At 70.6% G+C, this 15,344-nt stretch carries 17 protein-coding genes; 7 read left to right on the top strand and 10 right to left on the bottom strand.

Annotation, left to right across the window (positions count from 1 at the left end):
- Positions 1-25: 25 nt before the first annotated feature.
- A complete protein-coding gene (locus IE258_RS20330) occupies positions 26-973 on the bottom strand; it encodes an SDR family NAD(P)-dependent oxidoreductase (protein WP_189745475.1) in 948 nt (315 codons plus the stop codon).
- 107 nt (positions 974-1,080) lie between these two features.
- Here IE258_RS20330 and IE258_RS20325 point away from each other — a divergent pair, with 107 nt between their 5' ends.
- Entirely contained in the window at positions 1,081-1,746 is a 666-nt protein-coding gene (locus IE258_RS20325) for a TetR/AcrR family transcriptional regulator (RefSeq protein WP_189745473.1), read from the top strand.
- Positions 1,747-1,774: 28 nt separating this feature from the next.
- On the opposite strand, the gene IE258_RS20320 is transcribed toward IE258_RS20325, so the two are convergent.
- Positions 1,775-2,539: an SDR family oxidoreductase gene (locus IE258_RS20320; protein ID WP_189745471.1), complete on the bottom strand. Its 765-nt coding sequence runs from the start codon at positions 2,537-2,539 to the stop codon at positions 1,775-1,777.
- Positions 2,540-2,640: 101 nt separating this feature from the next.
- Between IE258_RS20320 and IE258_RS20315 the strand changes: the two genes are divergently transcribed.
- Positions 2,641-3,489, top strand: coding sequence for a helix-turn-helix transcriptional regulator (locus tag IE258_RS20315; RefSeq protein WP_189745469.1), 849 nt, complete (start codon positions 2,641-2,643; stop codon positions 3,487-3,489).
- 37 nt (positions 3,490-3,526) lie between these two features.
- Here IE258_RS20315 and IE258_RS20310 read toward each other — a convergent pair whose 3' ends face one another.
- Positions 3,527-4,456, bottom strand: a complete 930-nt coding sequence (locus tag IE258_RS20310; protein WP_189745467.1) for a LysR family transcriptional regulator — start codon at positions 4,454-4,456, stop codon at positions 3,527-3,529.
- A gap of 121 nt (positions 4,457-4,577) precedes the next feature.
- Between IE258_RS20310 and IE258_RS20305 the strand changes: the two genes are divergently transcribed.
- Positions 4,578-5,087, top strand: a complete 510-nt coding sequence (locus tag IE258_RS20305; protein WP_189745465.1) for a DapH/DapD/GlmU-related protein — start codon at positions 4,578-4,580, stop codon at positions 5,085-5,087.
- Between the two features lie 105 nt (positions 5,088-5,192).
- On the opposite strand, the gene IE258_RS20300 is transcribed toward IE258_RS20305, so the two are convergent.
- The 5 genes from IE258_RS20300 to IE258_RS20280 form a co-directional block, all read right to left on the bottom strand.
- A complete protein-coding gene (locus tag IE258_RS20300; RefSeq protein ID WP_189745463.1) occupies positions 5,193-6,098 on the bottom strand; it encodes an arginase family protein in 906 nt (301 codons plus the stop codon).
- Positions 6,099-6,174: 76 nt separating this feature from the next.
- Complete coding sequence (locus IE258_RS20295) at positions 6,175-6,945, bottom strand: SOS response-associated peptidase (protein WP_189745461.1); 771 nt, start codon at positions 6,943-6,945, stop codon at positions 6,175-6,177.
- Positions 6,946-7,159: 214 nt separating this feature from the next.
- The gene (locus IE258_RS20290; protein WP_189745459.1) at positions 7,160-7,705 is read right to left on the bottom strand and encodes an EF-hand domain-containing protein; all 546 of its coding nucleotides are present in this window, start codon (positions 7,703-7,705) and stop codon (positions 7,160-7,162) included.
- 274 nt (positions 7,706-7,979) lie between these two features.
- Positions 7,980-8,855 carry a PhzF family phenazine biosynthesis isomerase gene (locus IE258_RS20285; protein WP_189745780.1) on the bottom strand — a complete coding sequence of 292 codons (876 nt, stop codon included), beginning with the start codon at positions 8,853-8,855 and terminating at the stop codon, positions 7,980-7,982.
- A 153-nt stretch (positions 8,856-9,008) separates the two neighbouring features.
- Positions 9,009-10,166 carry an FAD-dependent monooxygenase gene (locus IE258_RS20280; protein WP_189745457.1) on the bottom strand — a complete coding sequence of 386 codons (1,158 nt, stop codon included), beginning with the start codon at positions 10,164-10,166 and terminating at the stop codon, positions 9,009-9,011.
- A gap of 73 nt (positions 10,167-10,239) precedes the next feature.
- On the opposite strand from IE258_RS20280, the gene IE258_RS20275 reads away from it, so the two are divergent.
- Entirely contained in the window at positions 10,240-10,797 is a 558-nt protein-coding gene (locus IE258_RS20275; RefSeq protein WP_189745456.1) for a TetR/AcrR family transcriptional regulator, read from the top strand.
- Positions 10,798-10,854: 57 nt separating this feature from the next.
- On the opposite strand, the gene IE258_RS20270 is transcribed toward IE258_RS20275, so the two are convergent.
- Positions 10,855-11,523, bottom strand: a complete 669-nt coding sequence (locus IE258_RS20270; protein WP_189745454.1) for a peptidase E — start codon at positions 11,521-11,523, stop codon at positions 10,855-10,857.
- A gap of 165 nt (positions 11,524-11,688) precedes the next feature.
- Positions 11,689-12,447, bottom strand: coding sequence for an IclR family transcriptional regulator (locus IE258_RS20265; protein WP_189745451.1), 759 nt, complete (start codon positions 12,445-12,447; stop codon positions 11,689-11,691).
- A 253-nt stretch (positions 12,448-12,700) separates the two neighbouring features.
- On the opposite strand from IE258_RS20265, the gene IE258_RS20260 reads away from it, so the two are divergent.
- The 3 genes from IE258_RS20260 to IE258_RS20250 are packed head-to-tail and all read left to right on the top strand — an operon-like array spanning position 12,701 to position 15,341.
- Positions 12,701-13,279, top strand: a complete 579-nt coding sequence (locus tag IE258_RS20260) for a VOC family protein (protein ID WP_189745449.1) — start codon at positions 12,701-12,703, stop codon at positions 13,277-13,279.
- Positions 13,276-14,259, top strand: coding sequence for a fumarylacetoacetate hydrolase family protein (locus tag IE258_RS20255; protein ID WP_189745447.1), 984 nt, complete (start codon positions 13,276-13,278; stop codon positions 14,257-14,259). The genes IE258_RS20260 and IE258_RS20255 overlap by 4 nt, the downstream gene beginning before the upstream one ends.
- Positions 14,259-15,341 (top strand): alpha/beta hydrolase family protein, encoded by a 1,083-nt coding sequence (locus tag IE258_RS20250; RefSeq protein ID WP_229892260.1) that lies wholly within the window; start codon positions 14,259-14,261, stop codon positions 15,339-15,341. Before IE258_RS20255 ends, IE258_RS20250 begins: the two co-directional genes overlap by 1 nt.
- The last annotated feature ends 3 nt before the right edge of the window (positions 15,342-15,344 follow it).

The raw sequence follows: 15,344 nt of genomic DNA, 5'->3' as shown, positions 1-15,344 counted from the left end.
CACCGCAGAGGCGTTCCGGCGCGGGCTACGTGGTGGCGGCCGAGCCGGAGGTGAGCGGGCTCCCCTTGGACTCGGCGACGGGGAACTTCACGCCGGTGAGCTCTTCGGAGGCGGCCCACAGGCGCTGCTGGACCGCCATCTCGTACGACGCCGGGCTGGAGGTGACCAGCCGGGGGTGGCCCTTGACCTCGTTGCGTCCGCCGGGGCCGTAGTACTGGCCGCCGAGCGCGGCGGGGTCGGTGGCGGCTCGCAGGGTCGGCAGGGCACCCATCGCCGGCGTCTGGGTGATCAGCGGCGCCAGCCAGGTGAGCGGAAGCCGGAGGGCCGCGGGTGTGTTGCGGGCCAGCTCGGTGTTGGACATGCCGGGGTGCGCCGCCAACGCGACGGTGGTGCCGTGCGCGGCGAGCCGGCGCTGCAGCTCGTAGGTGAACATGAGGTTGGCCAGTTTGGACTGGCCGTAGGCGGCGGCCCGACCGTACGACCGCTCCCACTGCAGGTCGTCGAAGTGGATCGCCGCTCGGATGCGGTGGCCGGTGCTGCTGACCGTCACCACGCGCGAGCCGGGCACCGGCAGCATCAGGTCGAGCAGCAGCCCGGTGAGCGCGAAGTGGCCCAGGTGGTTGGTGCCGAACTGCATCTCGAAGCCGTCCCGGGTGATCTGCTTCGGCGTGTACATCACACCGGCGTTGTTGATCAGCAGGTCGAGTCGGCCGAGCCGGGACCGCAGCGCGGCCGCCGCGGTCCGGACGGAGTCGAGCGAGGTCAGGTCCAGCGCCTGTACGGTCACGTCGCCGGCCATGCGGGCCGCGGCCTGCTCGCCCTTCTCGACGTCGCGCACGGCCAGCACCACGCAGGCCCCGCGCTCGGCGAGGGCCTTGGCGGTCTCGTACCCCAGTCCGGCGTTTGCCCCGGTCACCAGGGCCACCCGCCCGCGTTGGTCCGGCATGCTCGCCGTCGTCCACTGCTCACCCATGTCGAGCTCCCACTCATTACGTACCGGAGGTATCTTGCACTCGGAACGCTAAAGTACCTCAGGTACGTTGTCAACGTACCTGAGGTACTTAAGCTAAGGTGGTGGTCGTGAGTTTCCAGCGGGCCAGAACCGAAGAGCAGCGGGAGATCCGTCGGCGGGCGATCCTCGACATGGCGTCGGCGATGCTCGACGAGATGCCTGTGGCCGCGGTCACCTTGAACGAGCTCAGCCGCCGGGTGGGACTGGCGAAGCCGAACGTGCTCCGCTACTTCGAGTCCCGCGAGGCGGTGCTGCTGGAACTGCTGGACCGATTCCTGCGGGAGTGGCTGGCGGAACTGGCAGACGAGTTGGCGGCCGACGTCGACGAGAGCCGGCCCATGGCCGAGCGAGCGACGGCGGTGGCCGGGATCCTCAGCCGCTCACTCTCCAGCCGTGCGGTGCTGTGCGACCTCTTCGGCGCCCAGGGCGGCGTCCTGGAACACAATGTCTCCGTCGAGGTCGTGGCACGCTACAAGCGCGCCTCCTTGGACCGCCTCACGACCATGACCGCGCTGATCCGGAAGTACCTGCCGGAGCTGGGCGAGAACGCGACCCTGTTCAGCCTGCAGACCATGGTCATGGCCGGCGCGCTGTCGGCGTACAGCACACCCCCGCCCAGCCTCCAGGCGGCCTACCAGGCCGAGCCCGACCTGGCACGCTTCCACCTGGAGCTGAAGGACTCCTTGGAGCTGGCCCTCACCGCGACCCTCCTGGGCGTGCTGCCCCGCCCCTGAGCTGCGTCGCGCCTCTCGGCGGTCCCGGCTACTCGCCGTGCGGGTCCGAGTGGTTGAGCGTCTGGACGACCTCGTGGTAGTCGCCGCGGGCCTCACCGTAGCGGAGGTACTTCACCCGCTCGACCTGGATCTCCTCGGCGTCGGGCCGGGCCTCGATCAGGTCGACCACCTCGGCGATGAACTCGTCCAACGGCATGGCGAGCTCGTTGTCCTCCTGGCCGGGCAGGAGCGCGGTACGGACGGACGGCGGCTCGAGTTCCATGACCTTCACGGACGTGCCGGCGAGCTGCAGCCGGAGGGACTCGCTGAGCATGTGGATCGCCGCCTTCGACGCGTTGTAGCTCGGCGTGACCTTGAGCGGCGTGAACGCCAGGCCGGAGGACACGGTCATGATGGTGGCGTCGGGCCGGGTCTGCAGATGTTCGACGAGCGCCGCGATGAGGCGGATCGGACCGAGCACGTTCGTCGTGACCGTGGACTCGGCGGTGGTGAGGAACGACGCGGGATCGCGCCAGTCCTCGACGTGCATCACGCCGGCCATCGCGACCAGGACGTTCAGGTCCGGATGACCGGCCAGCACCTGCTTCGTGGCGGAGGCGACACTCGCGGGATCCGCGACATCGATCTGCACGGTGTCGATGCCGGGATGCGCGGCCGCGATGCGTTCCAGCAGTTCGGTACGTCGGCCGCCGACGATGACGGTGTTGCCCTTGGCACGCAGCGCGAGGGCGAGGGCGAGACCGATGCCGCTGGTGGAACCGGGGATGAAGATGGTGTTGCCGGAGATGTTCATGTCCCGATCGTCACCGGTCTGCGTGCGCGGGTGCAGAGACCGGTTGTCGGGGGATCGACGATCCCTGGTTCGCCGCCCGGTGCAGGACGACAATCGACGACATGGACCGTGCAGCAATGGCCGACTTCCTGCGCCGCCGCCGCGAGGCGCTCCGCCCCCAGGACGTCGGTCTTCCCCCAGGCCCGCGTCGGCGAGCCCCAGGTCTGCGGCGTGAGGAGGTCGCGGCTCTCGCCGTGATGTCGACCGACTACTACACGCGGCTGGAGCAGCAGCGCGGCCCCCGGCCCAGCGGCCACATACTGGCCTCGCTCGCCCGTGCGCTGCGGCTCACGAGCGCCGAGCGCGACTACCTGTACCAACTCGCCGGGCACAACGCACCGGCTGCCCTGTCGGCTCCGGCACACGTCGCTCCCGCACTGCTGCGGGTACTGGAGCGGCTCGACGACACTCCGGCGCTCGTCCTGACCGACCTGGGCGAGACACTGGTGCAGAACAGGATGGCGGCCGCCCTGTTCGGGGACGCGGCGAATCACACGGGACTGGCCCGCAGCGCCGTCCACCGCTGGTTCACCGATCCCGCCGAGCGGTCGATCTATCCCGAGGCCGACCGGGACCGGCAGAGCCGCGCCCAGGTGGCGAACCTGCGCGCCGCCTACGGGCTGCGAGGGCCGCAGTCGCGCGCCGGCGAGCTCGTACGGATCCTGCAGAAGGCCAGCACCGAGTTCGCCGAGCTCTGGGCCCGGCACGAGGTCACACGAAGGTTCGAGGACCACAAGACGCTCATCCACCCCGAGGTGGGCGCGATCGAACTCGACTGTCAGGCGCTGTTCACCGAGGACCAGTCCCAGACCCTGCTGGTCCTCACGGCTCCGCCCCGGAGCGAGGGCTACGAGAAGTTGCGACTCCTGGCCGTACTCGGATCCCATCGCTTCACCGAGGCCGAGGGGTAGCGGCCGGCGACGTGCTCCGGCCCCTCCCCGGGCGACGTCACATGCACGCCCAGCGTGGCACCCACACGTCACCGGATGTCTCAGGTACCGCCGCGCGCAGGTACCCGCGCAGGTCGGTCAGCACCGGGTGCCTGTCCCCGGTGCGGAACAGCAGGGTGTGCGGGTAGACCGGTGTCGGGTCGATCAGGGAGATGCGTCGCAGGTCGTGGGCCTGGGGCCACAGGTACCGGTCCCCGGCGCCGACGAGGGTCGCAAGGGAGGCCGAGTCGGCCAGTGCGTCCATGAGGGCCTCGTCGCCGAAGTTGGGGCCGAGGGCGTCGATGCTCAGTCCGAACTCCTCGGCCAGCGCATCGTAGAACGCCGACCATTCCGTGCCGGGTCGGATCCCTGGAACCCAGATGCGGTGCGCCGCAAGGTCGGCCGGCCTGATCGAGGGGGCGTTCGCCAGCGGGTGGGCGGGCCCGACCAGGAGCTGCAGTGGGGCGTCCGCAATTCGTTCGGCACTGATTCCGGCAGGGACCTGGTCTGCCGGCACCGCACGGAAGGAGGCGTCGACCGTTCCTTCCAGCACGGCTTGGGCCGCCTGGGCGGCGTTCTCCCGACCCAGGGTGACCGCGTCGAGGTCGGCGTCGGGGCGGGAGCGGTAGAAACGGTAGACGGCCTGGGCCGGGGCGATGCGCCGGTTGAGGACGTCGACCCGCAGGAGCCGGCTCCCCGGCCGCACGGCGTGTTCGGCCTGTTCGACGGCGGTCAGGACCTTCCTGGCGTGGGGCAGGAAGACCTGCCCGTCCACGCTCGGCCGGGACCCGCGAGTGGTCCGCACCAGTAGTGCGACTCCGAGCTGTCTCTCCAGGGCCGCGATGCGCTTGGACACCGCCTGCTGGCTGATTCCCAGCTCGTCGGCTGCCACTTGGAAATGCCCGTTGTCGGCCACCACCACGAACGTCCGGACCGCATCGACATCCATACCTGGATCGTAACGACACAACCAGAGGTTGTGGCCGGTGACCCTGAGGTTGTTTGCCCCAGAGATCACAGCGTTGGTTCACTCGCACCGGTCACACGACGGTTGTTCCGGGGAGGACGACATGGACTTTGCGCAGAAGGTACGGCGGGCGATCGGCATGGCCGAGCAGATCAACAAGCTCGCGTACGCCCAGCAGGCGGAGATTCAGGAGCGCTGGAGCGCGCTCACCGGGCGGGAGGTGGACGAGACCTTCCACCTGATCCCGCCTGTCTACACCGACCACGGTGTGAACATCCGGGTGGGCCGCAACGTCTTCGTGAATCAGGGCTGCCGCTTCAACGACGTTGGTGGCATCGAGATCGACGACGACGTGATGCTCGGTCCGGACGTCAGTCTGATCACCTCCGGCCACCCGCTGGACCCGGCGCGGCGGCGTACCGGGATCACGTCGGCCCCGATCCGGATCGGACGCAACGTCTGGATCGGAGCGTCCGCCGTGGTCCTGCAGGGCGTGACCATCGGTGCCGACGCCGTGGTCGCCGCCGGTGCCGTCGTGACTCGTGATGTTCCCGCCCGAAGCGTCGTCGCGGGGGTACCGGCGACGGTGATCAGGTCCGAGATCTCGTGCTGACCCCGCGGTGGCGGAGGGCGGCTGGGCGGGGACGGCCACCCGGACGAGGCTCCGCGACAAGTTGATCGCGGCGTGCGCCGTGGGCCTGGCCCGTGCTGATGCGTCTCAGTCGGTGGTGAAGGCGGCCACCACCAGGTCCGTCAGGAGGACGCCGGCGCTGCCGTCCGGGTCCAGGTCGGGGTCGTAGATGGTGACGTTGAGCCCCGCACAGCGCGGGGAACGGACGAGCGGGCGCAGCAGGGCGGTGACTTCGCGGGGCAGCAGTCCGTCGGGGTCCGGGCTGTCGACCGCGGGCATCACCGAGGGGTCGAGGACGTCGGCGTCCAGGTGGATCCAGAAGCCGTCGAGTGCTGCCGCATCGAGGTCGGCGGCGGTCGCGGCGCCCAGGTCTGCGGGGTCGGTGCGGCGCAGGTCGGAGACGGTGGTGACGGGGACCTTCAGCCCGCGCAGCTCGGCGACGTCCTCGTCGTCCACGAAGGCGTCCCGGGTGCCGAAGAGCCGGACGTCCTCGTCCCGGAGGTAGGGCCGCAGCCCTTCGAGGTCCGTCAGGTCCTCCTGCCCGCGCCCGGTCGCGAGGGCGAGTTCCTCTCCCCCGGCGGCGCCGATCCGGTCGGAGGTGCCCGGATGGCGGAAGTCGGGAGAGGCGTCGATCGACACCAGGCCGTACCGGCCGAGACGGCGCAGGGCCAGCGCGGCGCCGAGTTGGATGGAGCAGTCCCCGCCGAGGACCAGGGTGAAGTGACCGGCGGACACGTGCGGCTCGATGCGGTCGGCGAGGGTGCGTGTGTAGGCGGCGAGGGCGCGTGCGTTGAAGACGCCGTCGCCCTCCTGCCAGTCGCCGCGGTCGTAGCGGGGCGGCACGACGACGCCTCCTTCGAGGGCGCCGAGCCTGCGTACGATCCCGTTGTCCCGCAGCGCCCCGGCCAGCTTGTAGCAGCCGGGGACGGTGCCGGGGGCCGGCGGGCGCAGCCCCAGGTTGGAGGGGGCGTCCATGACCATGATGCTTCGCATGGCGTCATCCTTGCCGTCGGGCGCTCGGCGTTCAACCGGTCTTTCGCGAGGCGGCGGTTGTTCATGGGCCGGGGGCTCAATCGGACGGAGTGGCTCCGGTTTCCGGGCCGGTGACCGCCTCGACCAGCTGCGGACCGTTGTTGCGGACGTTGTTGACCGCCGCGGAGACGGGACGGGCGTCGAGCCGGCCGCCGGCCGGCTGCTCGAGCAGGTCGCGCAACGCGCCGGTCTCCTGGTGGGAAGGGTCGAGCCAGACGTCGTAGTGCTCATCGGCCACGGTCAGCGGCATGCGGGGGTGGACGCGTCCGGCGTCGTCCGTGGCCTCGGTGGTGATGATGGTGCAGGTCGTCAGCCAGGCCGACGGGTCGTCGTCGTGCCGGGCGTCCGGGTCGCGCCAGTACTCGTACAACCCCGCCAGGGCCATCACCTGGTCGTCGGCGGCGTGGATGAAGTAGGGCTGCTTCCGGGTCCTTCCCGTCTCCGGGTCCTCGATGCGCTGCCACTCGTAGAAGCCGTCGGCCGGCAGGAGGCAGCGGCGCCGGGCGAACGCCGTGCGGAAGGCCGGTTTCTCGTGGACGGTCTCCATCCGGGCGTTGATCAGCCGGGCGCCGATCTTCGTGTCGCGGGCCCAGGACGGCACCAGACCCCAGCGCAGCCTACGCAGGTGCCGCGCCGCCGGAGCGCCCGTGGAGGCGTCGCGCGAGGGGCGCTCGAGGACGGCCCACACCTCGTCGGTCGGCGCGACGTTCCAGCTCGGCGCGAGGGGATCGCCGAGGTCCGGGTCGGCGATCTGGAACTGCCGGGCGAGGTCCTCGGGACCGCGGGTGGAAACGTACCGGCCGCACATGGAACCACTGTCGCTCACTCCTGGCGCTCGCCGCGACCGCACGCGCCACGTGTCGCACGCGCCTGTGGCGCATCCGCGCGTTTCCGTCCGGGACCGCTTGACCTCTGCTGGCGAGCACCGGCTGCTCGCGGCTGTGCCGCCACGGCCCGCGGTGTGACAGGGTCCGCACCACCACGTGGGCCGTGGGCCTCGATGAGCCGTCGCTGCCGTGGCCTCAGGCGGCGGGGGCGACGGGGCCGCACATCGCGTTGCCGTGCTCGGCCGGGTCGTCGCTGATCCAGAACTGCGTCCACAGCAGCGCGAACTCCGCCCGGCCGAGGTAGCCGTCGCCGTCCTGGTCGAGGCGGTCGAACACGTCCTGCGTCGCCATGCCGCGGCCGTGCCACGTGTCGACGAGCCGCTGGTGTTCGTCACGGGAGATACGGCCGTCACCGTTCTCGTCCACCGCGTCGAAGATCGTGTCGGCCGTGGCCGTGACGGCCTCCGCCATGGCCGGCAGCCGCTCGACCACGGTCATCAGCTCGTCCATGCTCACCCGGCCGGGCCGGCTCGCGTCGGCGGCGGCCGACAGCTGCTGCCACCATCCCATCATCACGCCGCGTACCCGTAGGGACAGCTCCGGGCTCGCGGCCACCCGCGGCAGTCGGCTCCACCGCGCGGCGAGCGCCTCGAAGTCCCTCTCCTCCAGGAAGCCGTTGCCGTCCGTGTCGAACACGTCGAACATCGCCTGGACCTTCGTCCTGCGGAACTCACTGGCCACCACAAGCCCCCTCGCCTCACCGTTGTGCCAACAGGCTGTCCAGTTCCACCCGTCGGCCAACGGCGCCGAGGAGCACGGAGCACCCGACACGTGACACCGCACCCCGTACGAACACCTCGAGCGCCGGTTTACAGGGGGCGGGCCCGTTCCAGGCCGTGCCGGTCCGCCTGGCCACTCATCGGCGCCTCCCGTTCGGCGGCCCGTCGCAGTCGGCCCGGGTTTGGACGATCTCGGCGCGGATCTCACGCAGCCGGCACGTCGCCGACGGACCTCGTCAGCCGACGATCGGTACGGCGTTGCCGGAGACGTGGACGCGTGCGCCGTGCGGGTCCGTTCGTACGGTGAGGTCGCTGGGCCGGCCCATGTCCTCCCCCTGCCGGACGGTGACGACGCCTGACGCGGGCAGTGCGCCGACCGTGCGCAGGTAGCCACCGAACGCGGCCGCGGCGGCTCCGGTCGCCGGGTCCTCGACCACGCCGCCCACCGGGAAGGGGTCCCGCGCGTGGTACCGCTGCTCGTCCTCGCGCCAGACCAGGTGCACGGTCGTCCAGCCGTGCTTCCGCATGAGTGCGGCAAGCGCGTCGAAGTCGTAGTCGAGGTCGGCCAGTCGGGCCCGGGAGCGGACCGCGAGGATCAAGTGGTCGTTGCCGGCGAAGGCGACGTGCGGCGGCAGCTCGGGGGCGAGGTCGGCGCTGTCCCAGCGCAGGGCGGACAGCGTCGCGTCCACCTCGTCGGTCCGCGCCTCCCGCGACCGGGTCGGCACGCTGGTGAGGGTCGCCCGCACCGCGCCGTCGGTGTCCGTCTCCGTGGTCACCGGGATCTCTCCGGCAGGCGTGTCGAAGACCAGGTCACCGGGGCCCAGCCGTTCGGCGAGAGCCACCGCGGTCGCCACGGTGGCGTGGCCGCAGAAGGCGACCTCGGCGAGAGGGCTGAAGTACCGGAGTGTGAGCCGGCGCCGCTCCTCGTCGCGGGTGGTTACGAACGCCGTCTCCGAGTATCCGACCTCGGCGGCGATCGCCCCCATGCGGTCCGGCCCGAGCAGCGCGGCGTCGAGGACGACACCGGCCGGGTTGCCCCCGTCGGGGCGGGGGGTGAAGGCCGCGTAGCGCAGCACGTCGACGGCAGACGAGGAAGTGGTCATGGCCTTCATGATCCCGCCCGGGGACGTGAAAGCCAACGACGATTTCTCATCGACAGCTGCGCGAAGCGGTCGCGTGGCCGGGAGTCGAGGCCGCTGAGCGCAGGCCCGGCCAGTGCCGTGGGGTGGCCCGCGAGGCCACGGGGTGACGCCGAGCAGCTCGGGTCAGTTCAGCGACGGCGGAACCCAGGCGTGGTGGCGCAGGATCATGCGTGTGGCGGCCCGCGACGGTGTCAGTCGCATGGCCGTGTTCCGCAGGGTGACGGCCAGCGGGTGGGACAGTTGCTGACCCATTCTCCCGGCCTGACGGGCGGCCCCCGCGACAGCCTGGCTCCGCGGCCGGCGCTCGGCGTCGTAGCGGGCGAGCGCGGCCTCGACGGTGGGCTCGGCACCGAGGGCGGCGGCCAGGGTGACCGCGTCCTCCAGTGCCTGGCAGGCGCCCTGCCCGAGGTTGGGGGTCATCGCATGGGCCGCGTCGCCGAGCAGTGCGATCCGCCCGACCGTGTATGCGGGGAGTGGCGTGCGGAGTTCGTTCACGTCGTGATGCAGCACGGCCTCGGGCCGAGTCGCGTCGAGCAGGGCGAGGACCGGATCGTGCCAGGTGCGAAAGCGCCGACGCAGTTCGGTCAGCGGGTCGGCGAACCGCGTTCCGGCGGCGAGACTGAGGACGGCGTGCCACTCGGCGCGCCCGTCCAGGAAGGCGATGTGCCCGAACTCCGCGCCCCGGCCCCAGGTCAGCTCGAAGTCGGCGCGTACGTCGACCGCGTGCTCGGTGATCGCGCGCAGCACCGTCGAGCCGCTGTAGACGGGGCCCGGGTGGCCCGGAAGGACTCTGCTGCGGACGGCACTGCCGATACCGTCGGCCGCCACCACCAGATCGGCTTCCAGGGCCGTGGTGCCGCAGTCGACACGGACTGTCCCCGGGCCGACCTGCTCAACGGCTGTCACCTCGGTGTCGACCTCCAGTGATCCGGCGGGCAGGTGCTCACGCAGCAGTCGGTGCAAGGTGGAACGGGGAATGCCCATGATCGGTGTGCCCACCGCCTTCTCGAGGGCCGAGCCGTCCATCCTGGTCAGCCAGCCGCCCCGGGGCGTTCGGGTTCCGCCGGTGTACTGGCCTCGCGACGCGTCCCGAACCGCACCGCCGACGCCGAGTTCGTCCAAGGCGCGCAGGCCGTTGGCCGCCAGGGAAATGCCTGCCCCCGCGTCCTCGAGCACGGGCGAACGTTCGAGGATCGTCACGTCCCATCCCATGCGGTGCAGGCCGATCGCGGCGGCCAGCCCGCCTATGCCTCCTCCGACCACCACTGCCGTGTTCCCCATGCCGCATTCCCCCTCTTCTACATCTGTAGAAGTCGACTCTACCCCCGAACTTCTACGGGTGTAGAAAGGGGCCATGGCTTCGAATCGGCGCACCCTCCTCGCAGACGCGGCTCTCGACGTCCTCGCCGACGAAGGGATGCGCGGGCTGACCCACCGCGCGGTCGATCGCCGAGCGGCCATGCCGCCCGGCACCACCTCGGCCTACTTCCGCACCCGTGCCGCGCTGCTGACCGGGCTCGTCGCCCGCCTGGTCCAGCTCGACCAGGCGGAACTCCGGACGGCGGCCGACCAGCTTCCACCCCTGCGGACCGTCGAGGAACTGGTGGACGGCATGGTGGCACTCACCCGCCGGCGACTCACCGGCGCGGGCCGCCGCCGCTCGCTCGCCCGCCACGCTTGCGCCGTCGAGAGCGTGCGCGACAAAGAGCTGCGCGAGATCCTGGTGCCCCGCGAGAACGCCGGCCGCGAGGCCGTCCGGTTGTTCCTCGCCGAGCACGGCGTGACCGACGTCGAGAATCGCACTCACACACTGCTGACCTGTGTCGACGGACTGGTCTTCGACCGACTGGTGAACGGCGGCGAAGTACGGCGAGAGGCCCTCGAAGGGCTGGTCGCCGCCGCACTGCGCTAGACCCCACGCTCGTGTCGCCGGTGCTGGAACCTCCCAGTGAGGTGCCTGGCAACGGGGTCACGGGTGGAAGCGCCACCTGCCTTCGGATACGACATCCACTTCGCCGTCCCTGACACGAACGGCCGTCTCGTCATCGATGAAGTAGATCGGGAAGTCCGCCCGCGCGGTGATCCGGTCGGCCCAGGCGTCGTCCCGCTCGGGGAAGTCCGGCGAGTACAGGTGGGGCTTGAGGTACCAGTCGAAGAGGCCGAACGGCGGCTCCACACTCGTCGCGCCGAGCACGTGGAGGTCCGTGGCATCCCCGATGACGTCGGCGGAGTGTCCGGTGAGGTTGCGGCTGAAGATCATTGATCCGGCGCTGACTCCCACGTAGACACGGCTCCGCAGCGCCTCCAGGAAGCCCTCGGCCAGACCGTTGCCGGTGATGCTGCGGGCGAGGTGATAGTGGTTGCCGCCTTCGACGTAGACGACATCGGCGTGGAGCAGCCGGTCGAGCACCAGCTGCTGGGGCAGGCCGTTCAGCTCCAGAATGTCGAACTCCCGCCAGCCGAGGCCGTGCAGGCGGTTCATGTCCGCGACGACCCACCCGTGGTCCCCGGGATCCGCGACGGATGCGGTGGGAACGAACACGACGTTCGCCGATCCGAACGGTTTGCCCAGCATGTCACGCAGCGCATCCCGCAGTGTCTCGTTGCGCAGGCCGCTCGCCGTCAACAGGAAGTTCATCGGGCGAGCCAAACACGCCTGACGGGCGGCACGCAAACGATCCCCGGGCCGGGGCGACGCGGCGACGGCCGTCATCGTGGAAGGCCACCCGGCAGGGGGGTGACCGGATCTGCGCAGGAGCCCGAAGCGTCACCCGATCAGCTCATATGACCTAACGGACAGGGCCTAACCGAGGCGCGCGCCGAGTTCGGTGGCGGCTGCGACGACGGCGACGCTGAGCAGGGCGAGCTTGGTCCCGGTCCGCCTCGCCGGGCCGGATACGGACAGCGCTCCGCAGGCCACGCCCTGCCGGTTCCGTACGGGGGCGGCCACCGCACAGAGGTCCCACTCACTCTCCTCCATGTTGGTGGCGTAGCCGGTCTCCCTCACCTTCTCGAGCTCGGCCTCAAGCGCCCGGCGTGTGCTGACCGCGCGCTCGGTCCCGCCTCGCAGTCGCGCGCCAGAATAGCGGCGCCGCAGCTCTTCGCGGGAGAGCTCGGCGAGCAGCGCCTTGCCCGCGGCGGACGCGTGCGCCGGGCCTCGCTGCCCGGTCCTCAGCCCGGCGCGGATCACCTGCCGGCTCTCCACACCTTCGACGAAGACCGTCTCCGTCCCTTCCAGGACGAGCAGATGCGCGGTCTCGGAGGTGTCTTCTACGAGTCTTTCCAGCAGGAGCCGGGCTTCGTCACGGAGGGAGACCGCCCCCATCACGGCGATACCGAGCCTGGCCAGGGCGGGCCCGGGTCCGTAGCCCTTGGTCCGGGCGTCCTGACGGAGCAGGTCGCGGGCCTGCAGGGTGGTCAGCATCCGATGGGCGGTCGACCTGGCCACCCCCAGCTCGGCGGACACGTCGGTGACTCGCAGCGACGGATTGTCCACCAGCATCAGCAGGATTCGTGCCGCGTTGTCGATCGATTCCACCGGGTAGGCGGCCGACGCTGCCACGAGCCCTCCCTCTCGCCGTCGTCACCGGCGGCTGTTCTGGTGATTGAACTGCATTTCGCCAGCCAGAATAGCGTGACCTGCCTGATCGCACGCCTCCGCGGCTGTCGTTCCGTAGCGCTCACGCTCCAATCTTCGTTCCGCTGAACAGATCGCCATCCATTCAGCAGAACACCAGACCGTTGACGCTGCATCCGAGCCGAGTTACCTTGCAGAACATGATCTGCTCTACGGAACACCGTTCAGGAGGACCGGCGTGACACCTTCATCGCCGTCCGTCGCGGAACTCGGCCACGTGGGCCTGCGCTGTCACGATGTGAGCCGACAGCTGGCGTTCTACAGCGACATACTCGGGCTGACGGTCACCGACCATGACGAACGGCTCGGCATCTGGTTCCTGTCCGCCAGGCCGGACACCGAACACCACGAACTGCTCCTGGCCGAGGGCCGGGACGCGCCACTCGGAGTCAGACTCATCCAGCAGGTGTCGTTCCGGTGCGCGCGATTCGAGGACGTCCTCGGCTTCCATCGGCGTTTCAGGGAGCACGACGTACGGCTCGACATGATCGTCTCGCACGGCAACGCCGTCGGCGTCTACTTCTTCGACCCGGAGGGCAACCGGTGCGAGGTCTACTGGCGGACCGGGCTCGTGGCACGACAGCCCTTCGTCGAGCACATCGACATCGAGACCGATTCGGAGGAGCTGCTGGACGCCATCCGGGCTTCGGTCGAACGCCACGGCACGTCGGGCTTCACCGAGGAGAGCTACCGCGCCTGGACGCGCGAACAAGCGGTGGCGGCCGACTCCCACGCAGGCAAGGAGGTAGGCCGGTGAAATTCGTTCGCTACGCGGACGGGCCGTCCTCAAGCGTCGGTGTGGTGGACGGCGACCTGGTCCGGGTCGTCGACGGTCCGACGGACCTGCTGCCCCTCATCGAGGGTGGCAAGGACGAGTTGCTCGCTGCCGGACGGACGGCGCTGCGGCGCGGTGCGACCGTGCCCCTGCCGGACCTCGTTCCCCTGTCGCCGATCGCGACGCCTCCGACCGTCCGCGACTTCTACGCGTTCGAACAGCATGTCCGGGCGGGGCGCGCCTGGCGGGGCCTCGAGATGGACCCGGACTGGTACGAGCTGCCGGTCTTCTACTTCTCCAACCCCTACGCCGTCACGGGCTGCGGGCCGGTGCCCATGACTCCGGGTGCCGAGCGTTTCGACTTCGAACTGGAGGTGGCCGCGGTGGTGGGCCACGGCGGCCGCGACCTGACCGTCCGGGACGCCGAACGCGCCATCGCCGGCTATTGCGTGCTCAACGACTGGAGCGGCCGGGACGTGCAGCAGCGCGAGATGAAGCTGTCGATGGGACCGGTGAAAGGCAAGGACACCGCGACGAGCCTCGGCCCGTACTTCGTGACCCCGGACGAGATCGCCGACTTCCGCGAGGGCAATGGGTACCGTCTCGAAATGACCTGCACGGTCAACGGGGTCCCCTACTCCCGTGCCCTGTGGTCGGACATCCACTGGTCGTTCGGCGAGATGATCGCCTACGCCTCCCGCGGCACCGAGGTGCGGCCCGGCGACGTGATCGGCTCCGGCACCTGCGGAACCGGCTGCGTCCTGGAGCTCTCCCGCACCCACGACTCGACGACCTACCCCTGGTTGCAGCCGGGCGACGAGGTCGTCGCGGCGATAGAAGGTCTCGGAGAGTTGCGCAACACCGTCGTCGAGGCCGCGCCGGTCATGCCGTTGCGAACCCCGGGCGCGGCAGGGCGGGAGGACGAAGGACGACCGCGCCTCACCGATGGAGCCGCGCGCTGATGGACACTCCCGGGCCGGCGGAGGATCCGGCCAAGCTTCGGGCCGCGTTGCTGCGTGCCATGCCGATGTCCCGCATGCTCGATTACGGCATGGACCACGCAGACGCCGTCCACCTGGCCGGCGCGGCCGTCTCGGAACCGTGGCACGAGGTCGCCACTCGCCTGGCTGAGGCCCAGTCGACCCGGGCGGCGGCGGCCGCTGACCGCGGTGACGTCGAAACCGCGGTCGCCTGCTATCGCCGGGCGACGGCCTGCCTGGTCTTCGCGCAGATGGCCTTCAACACCGACCTTCCGGCCAAACGCGCGCTCTACGTCCGGCTCCTCCGGGCCTACCAGGCCGCGGCCGAGCTCGACACCGAGTTGCACGTGGAGCGGCTGTCGATCCCGTTCCGGCAGGGCCACTGCACCGCCTGGTTCGTGAGTCGGTCCGGCGCTCGCCCCGGCCCCGCAGTGGTCGTCGTCGGCGGGCAGAGCGGTTGGGGCCCGGCCTTCCACCGGCAGGCCGAAGCCCTGGCACGGCGGGGACTGTCGGCCGTCCTGTTCGAGGCACCGGGCCAAGGTGATACGCGCATGGCCGGCGGACTGCACCTCGACAAAAGCGTCGACCGGGCCTTCAGCGCGGCCCTCGACGCCGTACGTGCCCGTACCGGCTACGACGGCCGGTTCGGGGTGTGGGGAAACAGCTTCGGCGGACTGCTCGCCGCCCGTGCCGCCGTGCACGACAGCCGTTTCGGCGCGTGCTGCGTCAACGGGGCCCACGCGAGGCCTGAGCCACTGCCGTTCCGGACCGCGCGCGAACAGTCGCGGGCGCTCCTGGGCGTCGAGACCGACGACGTAGCCGCGGCCGTCTTCCGCACTCTGTGGCTCGATCCGGCGGTCGACCGGATGAGCGCCGCGATGCTCGTGCTGCACGGCGGCAACGACCCCTTGGTCGGCCTGGACCAGCAGAAGGTGTTCCTCGACCTGTCGGAACACCACACCCTGCGGGTGTGGGACGACGGCGACCACACCGTGTACAACCACTCGGCCGAGCGCACGGAGTTCGTCTGCGACTGGTTCCGTGACCGGCTCCGCCGTGGGTGACCC

Origin of the sequence: Streptomyces tendae (assembly GCF_014650435.1) — a bacterium.
Lineage (GTDB): Bacteria > Actinomycetota > Actinomycetes > Streptomycetales > Streptomycetaceae > Streptomyces > Streptomyces tendae.
This window is presented reverse-complemented; position numbering and strand designations above follow the sequence as displayed.

Coding starts and splice junctions, on each gene's coding strand:
- IE258_RS20330 (WP_189745475.1), bottom strand. CDS start 973: ATGGGTGAGCAGTGGACGACGGCGAGCATGCCGGACCAACGCGGGCGG.
- IE258_RS20320 (WP_189745471.1), bottom strand. CDS start 2,539: ATGAACATCTCCGGCAACACCATCTTCATCCCCGGTTCCACCAGCGGC.
- IE258_RS20315 (WP_189745469.1), top strand. CDS start 2,641: ATGGACCGTGCAGCAATGGCCGACTTCCTGCGCCGCCGCCGCGAGGCG.
- IE258_RS20310 (WP_189745467.1), bottom strand. CDS start 4,456: ATGGATGTCGATGCGGTCCGGACGTTCGTGGTGGTGGCCGACAACGGG.
- IE258_RS20305 (WP_189745465.1), top strand. CDS start 4,578: ATGGACTTTGCGCAGAAGGTACGGCGGGCGATCGGCATGGCCGAGCAG.
- IE258_RS20300 (WP_189745463.1), bottom strand. CDS start 6,098: ATGCGAAGCATCATGGTCATGGACGCCCCCTCCAACCTGGGGCTGCGC.
- IE258_RS20295 (WP_189745461.1), bottom strand. CDS start 6,945: ATGTGCGGCCGGTACGTTTCCACCCGCGGTCCCGAGGACCTCGCCCGG.
- IE258_RS20285 (WP_189745780.1), bottom strand. CDS start 8,855: ATGAAGGCCATGACCACTTCCTCGTCTGCCGTCGACGTGCTGCGCTAC.
- IE258_RS20280 (WP_189745457.1), bottom strand. CDS start 10,166: ATGGGGAACACGGCAGTGGTGGTCGGAGGAGGCATAGGCGGGCTGGCC.
- IE258_RS20275 (WP_189745456.1), top strand. CDS start 10,240: ATGGCTTCGAATCGGCGCACCCTCCTCGCAGACGCGGCTCTCGACGTC.
- IE258_RS20270 (WP_189745454.1), bottom strand. CDS start 11,523: ATGAACTTCCTGTTGACGGCGAGCGGCCTGCGCAACGAGACACTGCGG.
- IE258_RS20250 (WP_229892260.1), top strand. CDS start 14,259: ATGGACACTCCCGGGCCGGCGGAGGATCCGGCCAAGCTTCGGGCCGCG.